The organism is Armatimonadota bacterium, from assembly GCA_016223145.1.
GTDB lineage: Bacteria > Armatimonadota > Fimbriimonadia > Fimbriimonadales > Fimbriimonadaceae > Nitrosymbiomonas.
In genome coordinates this window covers 1-18,396 of the sequence record JACRPN010000001.1, presented here as the reverse complement: position 1 = coordinate 18,396, position 18,396 = coordinate 1, and the positions used below count along the sequence as shown (strand labels likewise).

The 18,396-nt window shown below is 62.2% G+C and carries 15 protein-coding genes; 4 read left to right on the top strand and 11 right to left on the bottom strand.

Going from position 1 to position 18,396, the window contains the following annotated elements; genetic code table 11:
- Positions 1-6: 6 nt before the first annotated feature.
- The 5 genes from HZC36_00075 to HZC36_00055 are packed head-to-tail and all read right to left on the bottom strand — an operon-like array spanning position 7 to position 4,130.
- Positions 7-864, bottom strand: coding sequence for an ABC transporter permease (locus tag HZC36_00075; protein MBI5705368.1), 858 nt, complete (start codon positions 862-864; stop codon positions 7-9).
- A complete protein-coding gene (locus tag HZC36_00070; GenBank protein MBI5705367.1) occupies positions 857-1,855 on the bottom strand; it encodes an ABC transporter permease in 999 nt (332 codons plus the stop codon). The genes HZC36_00075 and HZC36_00070 overlap by 8 nt, the downstream gene beginning before the upstream one ends.
- On the bottom strand, positions 1,852-3,339 hold the full coding sequence (locus tag HZC36_00065; GenBank protein MBI5705366.1) for an ABC transporter ATP-binding protein: 1,488 nt from the start codon (positions 3,337-3,339) through the stop codon (positions 1,852-1,854). Before HZC36_00065 ends, HZC36_00070 begins: the two co-directional genes overlap by 4 nt.
- Position 3,340: 1 nt before the next feature.
- On the bottom strand, positions 3,341-4,033 hold the full coding sequence (locus HZC36_00060) for an NAD(P)-dependent oxidoreductase (protein ID MBI5705365.1): 693 nt from the start codon (positions 4,031-4,033) through the stop codon (positions 3,341-3,343).
- Positions 4,020-4,130: a hypothetical protein gene (locus HZC36_00055; GenBank protein ID MBI5705364.1), complete on the bottom strand. Its 111-nt coding sequence runs from the start codon at positions 4,128-4,130 to the stop codon at positions 4,020-4,022. The genes HZC36_00060 and HZC36_00055 overlap by 14 nt, the downstream gene beginning before the upstream one ends.
- Before the next feature lie 188 nt (positions 4,131-4,318).
- On the opposite strand from HZC36_00055, the gene HZC36_00050 reads away from it, so the two are divergent.
- Together HZC36_00050 and HZC36_00045 are read left to right on the top strand one after the other, a co-directional pair.
- Positions 4,319-6,829: a zinc dependent phospholipase C family protein gene (locus tag HZC36_00050; protein ID MBI5705363.1), complete on the top strand. Its 2,511-nt coding sequence runs from the start codon at positions 4,319-4,321 to the stop codon at positions 6,827-6,829.
- Between the two features lie 135 nt (positions 6,830-6,964).
- Complete coding sequence (locus HZC36_00045) at positions 6,965-9,931, top strand: hypothetical protein (protein ID MBI5705362.1); 2,967 nt, start codon at positions 6,965-6,967, stop codon at positions 9,929-9,931.
- On the opposite strand, the gene HZC36_00040 is transcribed toward HZC36_00045, so the two are convergent.
- Positions 9,829-10,329: a hypothetical protein gene (locus tag HZC36_00040; protein ID MBI5705361.1), complete on the bottom strand. Its 501-nt coding sequence runs from the start codon at positions 10,327-10,329 to the stop codon at positions 9,829-9,831. The genes HZC36_00045 and HZC36_00040 overlap by 103 nt on opposite strands.
- Positions 10,330-10,463: 134 nt before the next feature.
- The gene (locus HZC36_00035; protein MBI5705360.1) at positions 10,464-11,186 is read right to left on the bottom strand and encodes a DUF3298 and DUF4163 domain-containing protein; all 723 of its coding nucleotides are present in this window, start codon (positions 11,184-11,186) and stop codon (positions 10,464-10,466) included.
- Between the two features lie 88 nt (positions 11,187-11,274).
- Here HZC36_00035 and HZC36_00030 point away from each other — a divergent pair, with 88 nt between their 5' ends.
- Positions 11,275-13,182 (top strand): hypothetical protein, encoded by a 1,908-nt coding sequence (locus HZC36_00030; protein ID MBI5705359.1) that lies wholly within the window; start codon positions 11,275-11,277, stop codon positions 13,180-13,182.
- Here HZC36_00030 and HZC36_00025 read toward each other — a convergent pair.
- Entirely contained in the window at positions 13,172-13,993 is an 822-nt protein-coding gene (locus HZC36_00025) for a hypothetical protein (protein MBI5705358.1), read from the bottom strand. The two genes, HZC36_00030 and HZC36_00025, sit on opposite strands and share 11 nt — an antisense overlap.
- A 159-nt stretch (positions 13,994-14,152) precedes the next feature.
- On the opposite strand from HZC36_00025, the gene HZC36_00020 reads away from it, so the two are divergent.
- On the top strand, positions 14,153-15,361 hold the full coding sequence (locus HZC36_00020) for a hypothetical protein (protein MBI5705357.1): 1,209 nt from the start codon (positions 14,153-14,155) through the stop codon (positions 15,359-15,361).
- A gap of 452 nt (positions 15,362-15,813) precedes the next feature.
- On the opposite strand, the gene HZC36_00015 is transcribed toward HZC36_00020, so the two are convergent.
- The 3 genes from HZC36_00015 to HZC36_00005 all read right to left on the bottom strand — a co-directional run bounded on the left by HZC36_00015 (position 15,814) and on the right by HZC36_00005 (position 18,043).
- Positions 15,814-16,509 carry a PEP-CTERM sorting domain-containing protein gene (locus tag HZC36_00015; GenBank protein ID MBI5705356.1) on the bottom strand — a complete coding sequence of 232 codons (696 nt, stop codon included), beginning with the start codon at positions 16,507-16,509 and terminating at the stop codon, positions 15,814-15,816.
- Between the two features lie 238 nt (positions 16,510-16,747).
- On the bottom strand, positions 16,748-17,308 hold the full coding sequence (locus tag HZC36_00010; GenBank protein MBI5705355.1) for a hypothetical protein: 561 nt from the start codon (positions 17,306-17,308) through the stop codon (positions 16,748-16,750).
- A gap of 144 nt (positions 17,309-17,452) precedes the next feature.
- Positions 17,453-18,043 carry a hypothetical protein gene (locus HZC36_00005; GenBank protein ID MBI5705354.1) on the bottom strand — a complete coding sequence of 197 codons (591 nt, stop codon included), beginning with the start codon at positions 18,041-18,043 and terminating at the stop codon, positions 17,453-17,455.
- Positions 18,044-18,396 lie beyond the last annotated feature (353 nt).

The following is an 18,396-nucleotide window of genomic DNA, read 5'->3' as shown; positions in this document are numbered from 1 at the left end:
TTAGCCCTACAGTTTGCCCAATCCCGCCGGAGCGCGGCTTCTTCCCAAGAGCCCCGCCAGCGCAACGATCGTGATGAGATATGGCAGGCAAGCCCAAAACTCCGGCGGTGGCTGAACCCCCCAGAGCTTCGTGCCTTGAACCTGGACCTGCACCGCGTCGAAGAACCCGAACGCCAATCCTGCCAGCGCCGCCGGAATGGGCCGCCAACCGCCAAGGATCAGGGCCGCCAGCGCAATGAACCCGCGCCCCGCGGTCATGCCGTCGGTGAACCATCGCGCGTTCGTGACGATCAGCGCTCCGGAAAGCCCGCACAAAACGCCGCAGACCGCCAAGCTCCCAAAGCGCACTTTTGCCGGATGCACCCCCATCGTTTCGGCTTTGGAGGGGTCGCTGCCCGCGGCCATCAGCCTCAACCCGCCGCGCGTGTTCTTGGAATAGAGCCAGATCAGAGCAGGCAGGATGAACGCCGCAATATAGAACGCCGAGACCGGCAGCAGCGGCATGTGGGTGTTGCGCGTGGGGTCGGCAAACCGCTTGTCCAGGAAGTTCGTCGCGCCGAAGGCGAGCGCGTTGATGGCCATGCCGCTCACCACGTGGTCCATCCGGTAGGTGTGGGTGAGTAGCCAATGCAGCCAGGCCATCAGGATCGCGCCGCCGATTCCCGCAAGCAGACCGAAGTAAGGGTTGTTGGTCGCCAGCCCCACCAGCGCCGTGAGGCAGGCCGAGGTGAGCATCTTGCCTTCCAGCGCAATGTTGATGACGCCGCTGCGCTCGCTGAACCACCCTCCCAGTGACGCCAGAATCAGCGGCGCACTGAGCGTGATCGTACTCGCCGCCAAGGTGAGGAACCACGCGCTATTCATGGCGCTCTCCCTTCCGGTAACGGACTGCGGCGAAGATGACGATCAGCAACCCCAGGACGATCGTGCTGATCCCCTTGGGCACGCCCACGATCTGGATCGCCGCCGCGCCCTTGTTCAGCACGGCAAAGAAGAACGACGACGCCAGCAGCGCGAGAGGGGTGTTGCCCGCTAGGATTGCGACGCCGAGCGCGTCGAAACCATACCCAGGCGAGAACCCCGCGTAGAACCGCCCCTCGTGGCCAAGCACCATCGCGGATCCCGCCAAACCGGCCAGCGCCCCCGAGAACAACATCGAGGAAAGAACCACCCGTTTGGTGGCGACCCCCGCCATCTCAGCGGCCCTTGCGTTCTTTCCCACCAGATCGAGCTCATAGCCCGATACGGTCCGCTTCAGCCAATAGGCGAACCCGAAGACGACAAACGCCCCCAAGAGCAGCGCGCTCGTAATGCGAAGTGGGGGGTCGGACCAGAGGAACGGGAACATCGCGCTCTCAGGCACTCGGTCCGTGGTCGTGTTCATCTGTCCCGGCGCCTTGATCGGGCCGTCCGTCATGTAGTGGGCGAATTGGACGGCAACGTTGTTGAGCATGATCGTCGTGATCACCTCGTGCCCGCCCTTGAACGCTTTGATCGTTCCCGCCGGCAGCGCCCAGAGAGCGCCCGCGACGCATCCGGCCGCGCAGCCCGCCACCAAGCCCGCCAGGCCTGGAACCCTTAGCGCCACGACCGCGCAGCACATAGCGCCCACCACGAGTTGGCCCTCGACGCCAATGTTGAAGAGGCCCGCCCGGAGTGCAACATACACGGCCAGCCCCGCGATGAGCAACGGGGTCATCTCTTTCAGCGTGCCGTTCAGCGACCCCGGAGAGCCGAGACTGCCTTCTATGAGGCCGGAAAGCGCTTCGCGCGCTCCGACGTTGGTGAGAGCCACCAGGCCGAGCACGGCGGCCACGCTCGCAAGCACCAGAAGCCATACGCGGAGGTTTCTCATGCGCCCACCATCAGCGCCCCGATGGCGGCACGCTCCCGGGCGGATTGGGGTGGCGGCTCGGCCAATCGGCCCAGATTCATCACCACAATCCGATCGCAATAATCGAGCAGTTCGTCGAGATCAAAGCTCACCACGATGGCCCCGGCGCCGGCTAGGCATGCCTCTCGAATCCCGGCGTAGACTGCCCGCGTGGCGTCGATGTCGAGTCCCCGGGCAGGCTGAAAGGCCAGCAGGAGTCGAGGCTTGAGCGCGAGCGCCCTGGCAGCCACAAACCGCTGTTGGTTCCCCCCGGAGAGGCTCGCCATCGGTGCTCCGGGTCCTGCCGCCTTCGTCCCAAAGCGCTCGATGATCGCCCCGGCTGCCTCTCTTCGCGCGGCCACGTTCACCCTCCCGCCACTGGCAAGTGGCGCGACCCGCTGCAGACCCAGCGCAGCGTTCAGCTCAAGGCTCCAGTCCTCCACGACGCCCTCCTCGTGGCGGTCTTCGGGGATCAATCGCAGACCCTGCATCAGCCTCTCTCCGGTCGGAGCAAATGAGATGTCCTCGGACCCCAGCCGAATCCTCCCCGCTCGGAGCGGGCGTACCCCCATGATCGCCTCAAAAAGCTCTCGCTGCCCGTTGCCATCGACGCCGGCAACCCCAACGACCTCTCCCATCCCAACCCGAAGCGAAGCCTCGATGACGGCCTCGTTTCGGCGGTCTCCAAGAACCGTGACTCCCTCCAACTCCAGGATCTGACGCTCCGTTTGGGCGGGTACCGGTGGAGCAAGCTCCGACAGCGCGTGGCCCACGATCAGCTCCGCCAACGACTTGGCGTCCGCCTGTGTTACGGGAACGCTGGCCACCCGCTTGCCGCCGCGCAGCACCGTCGCCGTATCACAGAACTCCAGGACCTCAGGCAAGCGGTGGGTCACCAACAGAATCGTCTTCCCCTCCGCCGCGAGTTGCTTGAGGCTCCCGAATAGCGCGTCGCCATCGGCGGGCGAGAGCATCGCCGTGGGCTCATCCAGAATCATGATTTGCGAATTGCGCCAAAGGAGCTTTAGAATCTCCAGCTTCTGGGCATTGCCCGGGCTCATGCCCGAGGCTTCGGCGCTCCAGTCGAACCTGAAATCCATCTTTGCCGCAAGCTCGTCCGCCCGCCGAACCGCTTCTTTCCGGTGGATCACGGCCCCGGGCTCGGCGCCCAGCATCAGGTTTTCCAGGCACGTGAGCTCTCCGATGATCGAGTAGTGCTGGCTGACCATGCCGATGCCCGCAGCGATCCCTTCGGCAGCTGACCGGAAGCGGCGAGGCTCGCCGCTCAGCACGATCTCGCCGGCATCTGGCAGCAGCGCACCATAAAGCACCCGCATGAGCGTGGTCTTTCCGGCCCCGTTCTCGCCGATGATCGCGTGGATTTCGCCTTGACGAACCGAAAGATCGACATGGTCCAGGGCGGCCAACGGCCCGAAGCGTTTGGTGATGCCGCGCAGTTCGACCAAGCTACCGGTCCTCTTGCTGCCCGAGCAGCTCCAGATAGAGCGCCGCCGTGGTCAGTCCGCCCTCGCCCTTGCCTTGCATGGACCGCAGCAGCCGGTGCACCAGTTCCGTACCCGGAACGCTCGCTCCCGACCCCCGAGCGGCCTCTTCGCAGTAGGCGAGATCCTTCACTTGGTTATCCACGGTGAAGCCAGGCGACCAATCCAAGTTCAGAATCTTGGGTCCGTAGTTCTCGAAAGCCCAACTCCCCGCCGCTCCCAACGAGAGCAGCTCCCGCGTCTGCGCCACGTCCAGTCCGGAGTTCTTGGCGAAGGCCAGGGCCTCGCAGAGCCCCAGCAGCGAGCAGGCCACGGCGATCTGGTTGGCGGCCTTCATGGTCTGGCCCGCGCCTGGCCCACCTACCCGCTCGGCCCGCTTCGCATAGCACTTCATCGTCGGCATCGCAGCCTCGATGTGCCCGGACTCACCCCCGCAGAAGACGGTGAGCGTGCCCTTCTGCGCCCCCATGCTTCCGCCGGTGATCGGGGCGTCCACGAACCCGATGCCTTGATCTCTGAGCTCCTGGAAGAGCTCTATTGCAGCCTCAGGAAGAATGGTGGAGTGGTCCGCGATCAACAGCCCATCTGACCGGCCGGCGCTCTTGTAGCCCTGGGCAATCGCACCCGCGCAAGCGGCCACATCCTCAGACGCTCTCACGCACAGAAAGACCTGGCCGGTCCGCCCCCGACCGAGCCACGTGCCCGGCCATCGGCCCGCCCATGACCCCCAAACCGACGAATCCGATCTTAGCCACGAATTGCAATTTTGGGCTATACGCCCGTATTCCTGCTTTTAGAACCGAAGGCGAGTCCTCACAGGGCTCCAACGCGTGAAATGCCTTGTCACGGTTTTTTCACGAGGCGCAATTTCGACTGTCACAGCCGATGCAGATACTCCTCCCCAACGGCGCGGGATCGTCGCGCCACCTGGAGGAACTCAAATATGCCAACCCAATTCAGTGTCCGCAAATGGGTCCGAAGTCTGGCAGCGCCGGCACTTGTGGCGGCTCTTGCGCTGACAGCGACGACAGCCGTCGCCTGGAAGCCCAAGACCCACATGTACTGCGCCAACCAGGCCATCGGCCTCATTCAGAGCGACCTCGATGTGGTCAATATCAATGGCACGAACTACCCCGTAATCCCTGAGGTTGCGGCGGCGATTCGGGCCTACCCCGACTTCTACCGCGCCGGCGTATGCGGACCCGACGCTTTCCCCGACATCTATGTCGGCCAGGGCTTCATCCACCCCGACACCCGTAACGACAACGGACGCAGCGGAAACACGCTGGGTGACGGCCACTCCTATTCCTTGGACTGGCTCCGCCACATCTATCAAGCCGGCTGGTCCTATTACAACAGCCGCAGCGGCAACGCCGAGGGCCAAAAGATCCTCGCGTTCACCTATGGCTTCATCACCCACGCAGCGGGCGACATGTGGGCGCACACGTTCGTGAACGACTGGGCAGGCGGAGTGTTCCCTGCCATCTCCGAAGTCCAGGATTGGCCCATCGCCGTCCGGCACATCGTCGTCGAGTCCTATGTGGGCGACGCGACCCCCACGACCGACCTTAGCCTGGTCCAGAACTCCCAGGAGCTTGCGGAGTTTCAGCTCTGGGCCATGATGAAGGGCAGCGACCTGGGTGGTTTTGTTGACAGCCAGGGGTACACAGCGCAGAACCTTGGCCGTGGCGCGATTTTCGACTTCTTCTATGACCTGCGCTCAGACGTCAGCGCTGCAATCGCCTTTCTCGACCCGATCGACGGGCAAGATCCCGAGGTCATTGCACTCTGGATCGCAGATCCCATTACGATGGGCCTCATCTATCTCAACTTGCTGGACTGGATCGACGATATCGACGAGGGTCTCGAAGCATGGGCCTACATGAGCCAGAGCATCTCGGTGGACCTCTTCCAGAACCATGACTTCGATTCGGCGTTCAGCGAAGTGGGCGACTTCATTCAGTGGCACCTGGCCTTCATGGTTGGCGTGCCGGACATCGACGCCTATGCGTTCGGCGTCATCCTCGAAATCCTCAGCGCCTTCGGCAACTTGATCGAGCCGCTGGCGGACTATGCATTGGAATTTGCCAACTACATGCTCTCCCAAGCTTCGGGAATCGACGCGTTGGAGACGTGGAAGTACACCAAACACCCGGCCAACCACATCAACCGATGGGAGCTTGGCTTTGCCATGAACACTTCGGTCCAGCTCGACGCCCTGATGAATCGAACATCGGAAGGTGAGCCGTTCGACAAGAACGCCTTCGCACCGATCTACAACACGATTCAGATGTCGAAGCTGATCCTGCTCTCGCCCGAGGCGCTGAACCAGGTGCTCTATGACAATCGCGTCGGCGCGATCTATTCGACGGGTGGAAGCACCGACAACGAGAACGCGATGCTCGGGTTCATCCGAACGCTCGACGGCCACCAACAGTGGCGAGTGAACACGGCCCGAGGATACGTCAACAACCCGCTCGGAGCCCAGCACGGCGAAGGCATGCCGATGTGGGTGGACTGCCTGGCCCGCGACCGCGTCTTCCGCGGCCTCTTCAAGGACTGGCAGAACGGCAACGCGCAGTTCCCAGACCTTGGCGCTCCGACGCAGAAGCTCTCGAACACGCCGAATCCCAACAGCTCGCTGACGATCAACGGCCCCAAGTTCGAAAACAACGGCATCACCTACGTGGGGGGCGGCACGACCTTCACCGTGGACGCCATCAGCAACTACTTCTGGAACAACTCGGAGATTCGAGCCGAAGGCCAGTACCTGCCCCTCGGCACGCTGTCGGCCGGAACGACCACCACAACGTTTGGCCCGATCAGCGGCCCGGACGGTGTGTACAACCTGAACTACCAGGGGATCGGTGTGTGCCCGAGCGGCGACGACCATGCCGGCGCTCTGCACAACAAGAACGTGACCCTGGACCAGACGCCGCCGACGATTGCCGTGGCCCCGCCAGCCCAGAACCAAGTCATGGATGTGAACACGACCCTCGTGTTCGACATGACGATTGGAGACGCGGGCTCTGGCGTGGACAGCTCCTCGGCGACGCTCGATGGCGGCAGCCTTGCCGACCTGGCCACGATCGACTCGTTCTTCCTGACGGCGGGCGACCACACGATCGTCGTCCAAGCTGCGGACAAGCTTGGCAACGCCTCGAGCCTGACTCGGATCTTCAGCGTCCACGCGACGATCCAGGGTCTCAAGTCAGCCGTGAACCGAGCCTACTCGATGGGCCTGATCACAAAACCGACGACGCAGACTGCGCTTCAGCAGCACCTGAACAACGCTCAGAAGGCGCTGGACAAAGGTGACAAGAAGACGGCGGCCAACAAGGTCGCCGCCGCCTCGCAGCTCGTTGCCGGCCAGCTCGGCAACGGAGTTGAGCCGGTCTTCGGCCAGCGGTTCATCGGTTGGTGCACCGACCTGATCCAGAGACTCGGCTACTAAGGGGAGCCCTGCGGCAGGGGCAACCTTGCAGGTCCCGGTGAGGGGCGCCGCGATCGCGGCGCCCCTTTGCTTTTTGTAGAACGCAATCGGCGCCCACTTGGAATCCCATCGAATCCGTGTTAGAATCGCGCAACGATGGGGGAGTGGCGTGTGCGCATGTTTGGTGGCTTCGGGCTCTCCTGCGAGAACCTGTCCGTCGAGCGCTTCGACACCCAGCGCTCCGCCAAGCTGCTCGCGCTGCTCGTCCTCTCCAAGTCGGGACGCATGCGCCGCGACGACCTTGCCGATCTCCTCTGGCCCGACGATTACCTGGATGCAACGAGGCTTCGACTGCGCCAGGAGCTTAGCAGGCTGAGACGCGCGCTGGGACCCGCCTCGGACATTCTCGAGTGCGATAACCAAGTGGCTTGGGTGGACAGCGAGAGGCTGGACTCCGACGTTGCGCTCCTTTCGCGAGCCGCGCACGCCGACCCGACTGCTACAGCCACAAGGCAGCTTTTGGTCTCCGCTTGCGCCCGGTGCGCCGGCGAATTCTTGCCTTCCTGGACCGACGACTGGGCGATTGCAGAACGCGCAAGTGCGTCCGCTCTCAAGATTCGCTGCTGCGTTGCGTTGGGGACCCTTCTCCTGAAGGAAGGCGATGCCGAAGGGGCGTTGAACGGCGCCCGCGAGGCGATTGCGACCGACTCCTGCCATGAAGAGGCCCGCATGCTCGCCGTCCGGGCACATGCGGCGCTCGGGAGCCTCGCAAACGCTATGGCAGAGTTCCAGCAGTACAAGCGCGAGTTGCGCGAAAGGCTGGGAGCGGAGCCGTCGCAAGAAGCGCAGCAAGCGATGGCTGCACTTGCTGCCTCCACACCGGAAGTCCCGGCCGCCACCCATCCGGCCGGCCGGCCCGTCCTTCCAACCCCAATTGACCGCTTCTTTGGCCGAGAGGCCGAAATCGGGTTGATCGAAGGGGCGCTTGAAACCGGCAGACTGGCAACGCTGGTCGGGCCCGGTGGCATCGGCAAGACTCGCCTTTCCGTGGAGGCAGCCAATCGCCTGAAGGACCGTTTCGCCGTCACCTTCGTGGCGAATTTCGCTGAACTCGATTCGGCGCCGGAGTTTGGGCGCACGCTCTGCGAGGCAGCAGGGCTGCATGCCCCATCCGCTGGAGATCCAGTCCTCTTCCTAGCCCGCTCGATAGGGGTCTCTTGCTTGGCCGTGTTGGACAACCTTGAACACCTCCTTCCGCTCGTGGCCCAGGACGTGAAGCGTCTTCTCGAGGCTGCTCCGGGCTTTAAGATATTGGCCACCTCCCGGATGCCTCTCGGGCTCGCAGGTGAGAATGTGCTCTCGATCGGCCCGCTCGCGAACATGGACGACGCGCGCGACCTGCTCTTTGACCTGTGGCGCTCGTCCCGGCCAGGCCTTCAACGAACACCAGAGAACTTGGAGCAGGCTGAGCGGCTTGCGGCGCTTCTGGATCGCTATCCTCTCGCTCTCAGACTGGCGGCAGCACATCTGAAACTCCGCTCACCCAAGGACCTGGTCCGCCGGCTCAAGGACCGGTCTCAGCCGCTGTCTAGCCAAGCGCCCGACCTGGAAGCGAGGCATCGATCGCTGGAATCGGCCCTGAACTGGAGTGTTTCTGCGCTTTCGGAATCCAATCGGATCGCTTTGCAGCGGCTGGCGTGGTTTCGTGCCGGCTGCGCCGTGAACGACCTGGAACTCGTCGTAGGGGCTGAGAACGAGGCTTCGGTCGAGGCATTGGTGGATTCCTCCCTGGTGGCTGTCGATGACCAAGAGTCTGAACTCAGATTGAGGCTTCTAGAACCTATCCGCCAATATGTGGCGAAGGTAGCGACCGCTGAGGAGGCCCTCGACGCCGAACGATCCCTCGTTCATTGGGCGAGCAGCAAGCTTGGCGAAGCCATCCCGACCTTTCTGGCGCCGCTCTCGCTGGACAGCCTTGAAAGGCTCAGCAGAGAGCTCGACAATTTCGTCGCCGCAGAGGCGGCGGCGCAGTCTGGGCCGCCTGAACTCGCCGGAAAGCTGGCGGGCGCGGTCTGGAGGCTCGATCTGCCGCGAGGAAGGCATTCGAGCGTCGTCGCGAGATACGAGGCTCTTGAAGCCGAATCCCACAAGTTCGAGCTCGCAGACCAATGTGCGTTCACCTATGGGGCGGCGGCGGCCCTCTTGGGCCTGGGACAGGAGCAAAGGGCCCTGCCAATTGTCCGTGAAGGCATCCGGCTGGCGGAGCAGTTGGGAGACCCGAACATGCAAGGGCCAATGCAGTGCCTCTGTGGGATGGTTCAGAGGAGGGCCGGCTCCCTTTCCGAGGGGCTCACATGCGCCCAGGAAGGCTACTCCAAGCTTGCTCAAGACGCCGACCCATTGTCGCGCGCCCACAGCGCGTTTAGCCTCGCGACGCTCTTGCGCTATTCCAACAGGCTCGATGAGTCCATGGCCGTTTACGCAGAGGCCTATGATCTCTTCAACGCCGCCCAGGATGAAGTCCACCTCGTTTCCAGTGGCCTGGTCTACGGGTCCTTCCTTCAGAATCGGGGCGACGAGCCGAATGGGCAGGCGGTCTTGGATCATGTTCGACCTCTTGCCCAACGCTTGGGCGATCCCCAGCTCCTGGCGCTGTGGAATGAAGTCGACGGAAGGGTGGCGCACGACAAGGGCCTCTATGCCGAAGCCGAACGAGCCTTTCGAACCTCGCTCGACCTCTGGACACGCATGGGCGTCCGCTATCAAATCACGGACCAGCTCACATCATTGACCCGAACGCTCATCGCCCAACGCAGACTCGATGAGGCGCGGGACACCATGATGCGGGCCGCCAGAGGATGGCAAGCGGAGCAGGACTGGGGAGGCCTGAATGCGCACCTGACGCGTGCTGCCGAGTTTCACCTGGTGGAAGGCCGGCAAAACAGGGGCGCCGAAACGCTTGCTTTTGCAGAAGCCATGCGGCTGGCGCTTGGCCTGACTATCGTTTGGACCGAAGTGGCCTATCGGGAAGACGTCACGCGTGGGCTCGGTGTGCCGCTTCCATCCGTTTCATTCAACGGAGACCCGAATTCTGCGATGGCGTTCTTCGATATGCCGAAGTAGCTGCGGGACGCCTTTCTTTGGAGCTTGGCCCAGAGCTCGATCTCGTCGGGTTCGACCAGACTCCAAGCGACCTCGGCAATCGCTCTTCGCAAGGCCGTTTCTCCCGATGGCCCAAAGAGGAATGCTGCGGGCAAGCCGAGTTCCTCGGCGGCCAGCTTGCGACAGGTCGAATCGAACGATCTGCGAGAGCGCACCTGGTCAACAAGCGTTGCCAGCAGAACCATCAAGCGATCCCGCTGCCTCTCCGTCATCTCAAACCCCGGCTCTGACAACTCCTCGCAGGTCAGATCCAAGAACCTCTCCGCGATGCGATCGCTGAGCGGAATGATCCGCAGCATGCTCGCGCGCAGCCGCATCTGCTCCTCCTCCGTGAACGCCTGAGGTCCCTGGTCTTTCACAGGTTCATCGTATCTGGTTTTGAGGCTCATAACCTGCAAAACCGAGTGTTGTCACGCGAGTGGCGTCAGGTTGTCACGGACAGGCTTCGATACGTCCGCGCAAGGATGTAGTCCGAATTGGGAAAGCGGGACGCTCACTTCAGCAGGAACGCCAGGGGGCCGTCGGTGCGCACCAGGGCAGCGATCTCCTTAAGGCTCACGCGCACGCTCATCGGGCCGCTGGAAAAGGGCCCAAGCTCATAGGGGTCGAACTCGAAAACGAGTTGGTTCCCCGAAACCCAAAACCGATCATATTGAATCGGCTCGAATTCGGTGACCTCGCCGTTGTCGATCCAGTCCGCCCCTTTCAGCGCCATCGCCTTCTCCAGAAGCACCATGTGCATCTCCATCTTCGAGTCGGCGTCGCTCTTGAGCGCGTCCCAAAGCCTGAAGCGAACCGGCTTCCCCTTCACGAAGCCATAGTTGTAGGTGCGCATGTTGGCCATGCCGTGGGCGCCGCCCATATAGGTGTACGTCTCGCTCCTAAAGCTCAGAAGCCTGGGGTCGTTGAAGCGGAGACTCAAAGAGCTTTCGTAGCTGAGCTTGGCGGACGTGATCTTTCCAATCGAGTCCTCTGCCTGCCTTGCGGACTCCACGAAGGCATTGAAGAACGACTGCTCTTGTTTTTGCGTGTCTGCCTCGGCAACACGGCAGAGGGCGCTTTTGTGGTTGGCCAACGCAAGAAGAGTCGCCTGTGCCGACCACTTGTTGGGACTGGAAGCCGTCAGCACCTTTGGCTTGGACGTCGTGACGTCCTCGCCTGCGAGCGCCAATCCGGCCAAGAGCCAACAGAACAGGAATAGGAATTTGCGGGCCACAACTTATTCTGACTTGTCGCGGGCCACGACGCTTCTGTCGTCTCGAAATGCCCTTGAACTCAGCCGGAAAGTGGCGTAAAGTATGCGAATGAAATGCAATGTGGCCCGTTCGGCATGGGTTTCGCTTTCCCTCTTGGCCCTGGGGACGTCAAGCGCCTCGGGACAGAACTGGCAGGACCAGGGCTCGATCAAGTCGCGGGAATACAAGAACGAGATTCGGAACGGCAACGTGATCGAGGCGACCGAGTTCTTTTCGCTCGAGTACCAAGTGTCGACTTGGGTGGAGGAAGATGAGCCGAGCGTTGCCAAGGTGCTCAGTTGCGACAACGTCTGCAACGGGAAAGTCCATAAAGAGCATTCCAAGTGCGACTTTTCATGCGACGATCGCTGCCAGACCCCCCACAAGGCCACCATCAAGGGCTATTACGAACCCTATCAGGATGCCATGCGCGCAGCCACCGCCGCGGCCAACGCCTTGGCGATCAAGGGGGGAGGAAGCGTGTCGCCCAACGATTGGTCGCAGCGCGTCAGCCAGGCCCTCGCCGCTTTTCGAAAGGAAGCCAAAAAGCAGAAGAAGTGGGAGTTTCAGCACACCGGCCCATGTTCGATGGAGACCTGGATCCCTGGATTCATCGGCAAGCGGTTCCATGTGCGCGGCACCATGACGAAGGTCGGCTTCTCGATGAGCCGAGGGGTGCGAACGCCGATCAACGAAGTCGTGGGAACCCACGAGCAAATCGTGGCCTATAGCGAGGTCCCGGCAGACGAACTCGTCGAGCACACGAATAGCACCTATTGCTTCTGCTACGGCGAGCCCGAGGAAGACAAGATTGGCGACATGATCAAAAAGTTCTTTGAGCAATTCAACCGGGCCAATGACGCCTATGAGAACCCTTTCAAAGATCTTCAGCTTCCGGACCTTAGCGATCTCTTCGGTCACATCCGGATTGATGACCCTATGGGTGTGCCCATCCGACAGGATTCGGTGACTTACGAAGTGCTCGGCGACAACATGAACAACGGGCAGCTTCAAGTGACAAACAAGACCGGCATGGACGTGGTGTTCACCATGCCCTATGGAACGCTGTTCTATCCCGATGACCCCGGGTGCCAAATCATGAGCTCGATGCAGCACACCCAACTTCGAATCCCGAGTTGGTCTACCGCGACTCTGCAACTCAGCGCTTGGGGAGGCGATCTCATAGGGGTTCAGGACAAAGCCACCTTCCGCTGGGCCTGCACAGAGATGGCCAAGCACGAGCCATCGCTCAAGAACAAATGGAAGGTTCGCCCGGGCCACGATATCGGCCTCAAGCTCCTTGGATCGATCACGAACAAGTCGCGGTTTCGCGGCCCCTGGGATCAGGCAAGGGTATGGATCTATACGGACAAGGCCTCGCGCACGGAGATCAACAAGCGGATGGTCCCGGGGATCGCCGCGGGCCGGTTTGTGATGCTGCTCAACGACGTGCGCAAGTTCACGGGTGTCGACTTTGCCGAGAAGGGATACAGCGATACCCTTGAGCCCAACCTTGTGGGGGAGGGCGTTTGCCTTGACGAATCCTCGCTGAAGCGAGTGGTGGGCATGATCGCCGACGTGAAGCCCAAAGACTTGGCGCAGTACCTTAATGGGTCGGCGGCCAAGGTCGCGGGGCTTGCGTCCTCAGACCCCAAAGACGGCCCGAACCATGTGGCGTGGACCGCGTCCGCGCTGTTCCGAAGCGATGACGAGGGCGTGTTGAAGGCGGCCGCAAAAGTGCTGCTTGCCGCCGGCAAGGACTCGCGCGCGGCGATCGCCAAGGCCGGGGGCCTGGAGGGGCTGCGGAGCCTCCTGGCCTCGGGGAAGGCTGACCTTTGCTCGCTTGCGCTCGACGTGTTTGAAGCCTATGGAGACGAGGACACGAAACAGATCGTCATGGCGTGCATCGAAGGACTCAAGGATGACAAGCTCAAAGCGCGTGCGGCGAAGCTGGCGGGGGTCGAGTTCACGCCCTGAGCCTGGCCGGCATGAAATCCCAAATCCCGTCCACGATCGCGCCGTCGCGTTCGGCCCTTTGAGCTGCATCTTGCTTCAGAGAGTAGGTCGGAGTCCGATTGGCGTCGTAGAGCACCGGCATGCCCTCCACGATTCCGAAATCAAACTTACCGAAGTCGAATCCCATCTCCTCACGCCATTGCCGGAGTTCTTCGGGAACGCCTTCGACGATCGTCCTTCGAACGGTATTCGAGGCTTTCACGATTGGCTCATCGCTCTCACAGCGGTAAACGATCTCGTGACTGCCAAGGAAGTTCCAGAGCCGGACGCAGTAGCGCTCGCCCTCGCGCTCAGGCAGGAACTGCTCGACGACGAGAAGCGGGTTGCTCCAAACGGCGTCTGGCACTTCGTGCGGCGACGGGAGAACGCAGTAGTCCCTGAATGTCATCGCACCACCCCTCGCCGCGCCGAATCTTGCCGTACGAGCCGCCTCAGGGCCGCCACCGCTGTTCAGGTTGGACTTCACGATGACAGGCCCCGCAAAGCCATCGTTCTTGCTGACCAGCTGCCGCGAGATGGCGCGCTTGGAGATGTCGCTGGTGTACCGGTTCAGGCACTTCGGATAGCGTGCGGCGAGCGAGCGATAGGCAGCGGGCACAACGGTCTGGTCGACGTGCAGGATCGCCAGTTCAGCGTCTTTGGCCGATGCCGGGCAGTCATAGATCTCGACATCCAGACCCTGTACTCGCCACTGCCTCACAGGGCCGGACAGGCAATAGCCTAGCGTCTCAAACGGCTGCCCAGGGTCCACGATAATCGCGATGCGGGCCACCAAGCCAGTCTATTCCGCCTGGAGCGGCATCCGCTGTCGCCTGCCGTCGATGCCCTGTTTCAGAGCCGTCGGCCGCCTCAGCTTGCCCGTCTGAAGGCATTCGGCTTCATCTTGACCAGTTTGTAGAGAATGTATATACTGACTCCAGGTGACGTTACCATGACTTCCATCCGAACCCTCGCCCTGCCCGCAGCCATCCTGCTCTGCTCGACGGGAGCGCTTTCGGCCCTTGCCTTGCGGATCTTCCCTCTCGAACCCTGCTGCAGCGTGGTTTCGGTCGACGCCGTCAAGGGCGCCGCGACCGTTTACAACCGCTATACCGGGCGGATCATGCAGGTGGCCGATGCCGCGCTGGCCAAGGAGCTCAAGGTCGGCGACGTGGTGGATGCCGACGGGCCCATGGCCAAGCTCGTGAAGGTCAAGGGCCTCGACCGGACGGTGACCCTCCGCGAGCCGGACGGAGTCGAGCCGTGCTGCGCGGTCGTGGCGGTGGTGAAAGATAAGGCGACGGCGGAAGCGCTGCTGGCCGGCATCTTGGCCAACCCCAATGCCGATCCCGCCGAGCCGGTCAACAAACCTGGCACAAACCCGGCAGAACCGGTCAACGCCCTTCGCAACAAGATCAAAGGGGCCGACCTGGTGAGCGGCATCAAGGCGGACTTCAGCAGCGAGCTCAACGGCGCCGAACCGGTCAACGGCATCATCGTCGCGCGCAACCTGTCGACGGGCGCCCTGCACGTGCTGAACGCCAGCGTCATCGACCCGGGGACGATGGGAAGCGTCGCGTCGCCGATCACGGGCAGCGTGAGGTTGGGCGATCCGGTTTACGTGGAGCCCGCGAGCAGGATGGCGATGCTGAAGACCCAAACCGGGACCTACGCCTTCAACCTGCGCGGCATCAAGAAGACCAGCGAGCCTATCAACGACATGAAGCCCTGGGTCGTGGAAGCCGACGCCAAGGCGCAGGGGCGCAACGGCATCATCCGCACCAACTGGCACGAGAAATCGGGGGCCGGCTATCAGCGCATTTACGTGTACCTGCCCGGCAAACGCGACCAGAACGAGTACAACGAGAACTGGAAGACCGAGCACACGGTCATGGAGGGCGAGTACGACCTCGTCATCAACGGTATGGTCCTGGAAAAGGTGCCGGTGAAGGTGGGCCACGCCACCCGGATTCGGCTCGGCGCTTTGAGGTCGACTGCCGCCTATGCCAATCAGCTTCACATCCTCGATTCGAAAGATCGAAAGGTCAACAACATCCAGGGCGGCGAGGTGATCGCGCTTCCGATCGGCATCTACCATCTAAAGGTTGGGACGCGTACGGTGAAGGTCGAAATCAAGGAGAACGAGGTCACGGAATTCTGACCTGGGGGTTCGCCCCGCGCTGCCCTGCGGTTTCGCCGAGCGGGGTCCACGCTCCGTTTGCCTCTTGTTTCAGGACCACGGATGCGGGGCTGGAATCCCCTCGCTGAATCGAGTGGCCCTGCCGCACCAGACCCAGGCGCGGTTCATCCAAAAGTGCATGGGGCTCAGCTCTCGCGTCACCCGCCGAATTCGCCAATCCCGATGAGGCCATCAGCGCCTCCAACTCCTCAACGGGTTCCCCTCATATCATGAGGAGGGAGGGAGGGAGAAACAACGAGACCCATCCCTCTTCGTTCGGACCTCGGCCCGAACGCTCGTAAAATGTCCGCATGGGCCCGAGACGCTGCGCCGTGCCCCCCTCACAGAATCCGCCCTTCTGGGCTGGCGGGTCAACGCCGCCTGCCACCCGATGCCGCACGACGCCTCTCTGCATTCGGGCGTCACGAGCGACCTTATAACCTGCGTCGCCTAAGAAGCATCAGGCCAAGGCCGATTGCCACCAGCGAGGCGGGCTCGGGAACGGCCGTGACCTCAATGTTGCCGTAGGGCGCCACGTCGGTGATCCACACGTCCGGCCCGATGGTCTCGAAGCCGTATTGGATGTGGTGGCCGGGGTTCGCCGAAGTGAAGAGGCTGATGCTGAAATCGCCGGGAGAAAGCGCCATCGTCACCTGGGTGAATGAGCTGTAATCCGCCGCAAAGTCCTTGATGAACGCCACGCTGCTCCATCCGTTGCCGTTTGCGTCCACCTTTCCGACCAGGGTGTTCGAGAGCACTCGGCCCTGGAAGGTGAGCATCTCGTTCACATAGGTACCGGTCGTCTCGACGTACATGTTGGCGTCCATGATCTTGTTGCCCACGCTGCCCGGCCCGCCGCTCGGCGTGTACCAGAAGGGATCGGGGTCGCCGATGGTGTTCGGGCTCAGGGTGAGCACCGATCCTGCCCAAGTGGCGCAGAGATCGGCCGTGCCCCAACCGCTGCCAAAGACGTAGCCGCCGCCGTGCTGTGGTATTTCGAAAACGTTCATGTAGCCGATCCAGGCATCTCCCGGATTGACGTCGATCGTGGTTTGAGCTTGGCTCTGAGCGGCTACGCCCGCAAGGGCTAAGGCCATGCCGATGGCCGAAAGTCGGTTTGTGGAATCCATGGTTAGCGAACCTCCTAGAACAACCTAAGAAACATTAAGTGACAACCAGGTTCTATCTGAGCGCACGAGCGCGTGTCAACAGTGTAAGTACTAGAGAAACCCTAAAAAATATGTACAAAGAAGTATAGGATGACCACACAGCACTCTTACTTGGCGACATGGGGCCGAACGTCCGCGCTCCATCCTTCATGTACGCCTTACGCCACAATCCCCAGTTCCGGCACGTTCTTCCGGTGCCCTACGGTGAAATCCAATAGTGCCGAACTTCCTGCCGCACGTTGACCTTCGAGCGCCGGTCAATCCGTGCCACCACTGCTTTCATGGCTTCATCCTCGTTGCGGAAGTAGCTCGCGGCCGTCTCCGGGATCAACACATCGGGGCGGATCGTCTTCTCCTTTCCGTCGGTCATCCGGAAGTACTTCGTCGAGTAGCTCACCACGACCTTCGAGTTGGGCAGTTGGAACACCTTGACCTCGCCGTAGCCGTTCGGGCTGCCACCGGTGGGCTCCCCCACCAGGATCGCGTTGGCCATCTTCCTCAGCTCATGGGCGTTGAGCATGGCGCTTGAGAATGTGCCGCGGCCGATGAGCACGTAGACCTGGCCATATTTGTTGAGCCAGGGACGTCGCTGGATTCCCGTGATCACGGGGCGAAAGACCAGATTGTTGCCGCCGCCGTTCTGGCGAAGGTCGACGATGAGGGGTGACGGATTGGCGTCGAGTTCGGCGAAGAGCTTCTCGAAGAACGGGCCCGAGGGGTTGTTTGGGTCGGATTGGCACCGGTTGTAGGTCAGGACCATGGCCCCTCCATGTCGCTCGAACCGATACGCAGTCTGTCGGCTCTTGATCTGGGCATCGGCGCGAGCGGCGAGGGCGAACCCACCCGGAGGACCCGGTTTGGTTGGGGGCGCAAGCTCAATCTTCCGAATTGTGCCGTCCGGCAGCTACAGTCGCAGAACCGGCTGAAGGTTGCACTCGACGACGTGGGCTCTCGATGAAAGCAGCGACGCGACCTGCTGAGCCTGCCAACCCTCGTTTTCTGTGGGAACGAATTGGGCAAGCCGCTGGACGGCCTCGCCGGCAGGTTCTCCTCCAACGTCGAGCAGCCTGGCCCCAACCAGCGGCCCGAGGGACTTCGCCGCGCCCCAGACGAACCATCCTTCCTTGAACTGGCGGAAGGAAATCGGCGTCCGTCCCAGGCCGAAGCGCTTTTCATCGGCGACCAGGGTGGTGTGCGCGTCGCCGATTTTGGCGACGATGCGCTGCAAGGCCACCACGATCTGAGAGTCTGTGAGTTTGGGGGCCTTCGCCTGCAGGTCCCGAACTTCAGCGTCGAAGTCCTCCCTTTTGAGGAAGTCGAACGGGTTCTTGTGCTTTGCGGCGAGTTCGGTGCGGAAGGTCTCGAGGTCCTGCTGCCAGGCGGCGGCGCGGTCCAGCGGGCCGGATGCGAAAGCCAACAGCAGCGCCAGGGAGGAGACCATGCTGGGAGCGTACCAAGCATCGCAGGATCCTGCTGAGACTTTCGGCTCGATCATTGCCCAGCCTCATCGGGCCACAAAGCGGACGCGATGATCACAAAGCGGCTACGAAGCGAAGTTGACTCACCCCACCGCGCCTACGCGGTGGGTCCACGTCGTTAGGTCCGAGTTCAATGCGGACCCACCGCGTAGGCGCGGTGGGGTGAGTTCCTGATGCTTTAGGGTTCTTTGGCGAGACTCATCATCGGTCCACCCTCCTTGAAACGATGAGCGTGTGGGCGTCGCCTTCCACCTCGACATGCGCCATCGCTTTGCCGTCGGCAGACCAACCAGCCAGCCACAGGCCACGCCAGCCGGGCTCCTGCTCCCAGGGAGGAAACCGCCGCCTAAACAGCAATGTGGGAGCGCGG

Excerpts from the sequence above, each read along its gene's own strand:
- HZC36_00015 (MBI5705356.1), bottom strand. The coding sequence starts at position 16,509 with ATGGATTCCACAAACCGACTTTCGGCCATCGGCATGGCCTTAGCCCTT.
- HZC36_00045 (MBI5705362.1), top strand. The coding sequence starts at position 6,965 with ATGGGGGAGTGGCGTGTGCGCATGTTTGGTGGCTTCGGGCTCTCCTGC.
- HZC36_00050 (MBI5705363.1), top strand. The coding sequence starts at position 4,319 with ATGCCAACCCAATTCAGTGTCCGCAAATGGGTCCGAAGTCTGGCAGCG.
- HZC36_00070 (MBI5705367.1), bottom strand. The coding sequence starts at position 1,855 with ATGAGAAACCTCCGCGTATGGCTTCTGGTGCTTGCGAGCGTGGCCGCC.
- HZC36_00030 (MBI5705359.1), top strand. The coding sequence starts at position 11,275 with ATGAAATGCAATGTGGCCCGTTCGGCATGGGTTTCGCTTTCCCTCTTG.
- HZC36_00075 (MBI5705368.1), bottom strand. The coding sequence starts at position 864 with ATGAATAGCGCGTGGTTCCTCACCTTGGCGGCGAGTACGATCACGCTC.
- HZC36_00010 (MBI5705355.1), bottom strand. The coding sequence starts at position 17,308 with ATGGTCCTGACCTACAACCGGTGCCAATCCGACCCAAACAACCCCTCG.
- HZC36_00005 (MBI5705354.1), bottom strand. The coding sequence starts at position 18,043 with ATGATCGAGCCGAAAGTCTCAGCAGGATCCTGCGATGCTTGGTACGCT.
- HZC36_00020 (MBI5705357.1), top strand. The coding sequence starts at position 14,153 with ATGACTTCCATCCGAACCCTCGCCCTGCCCGCAGCCATCCTGCTCTGC.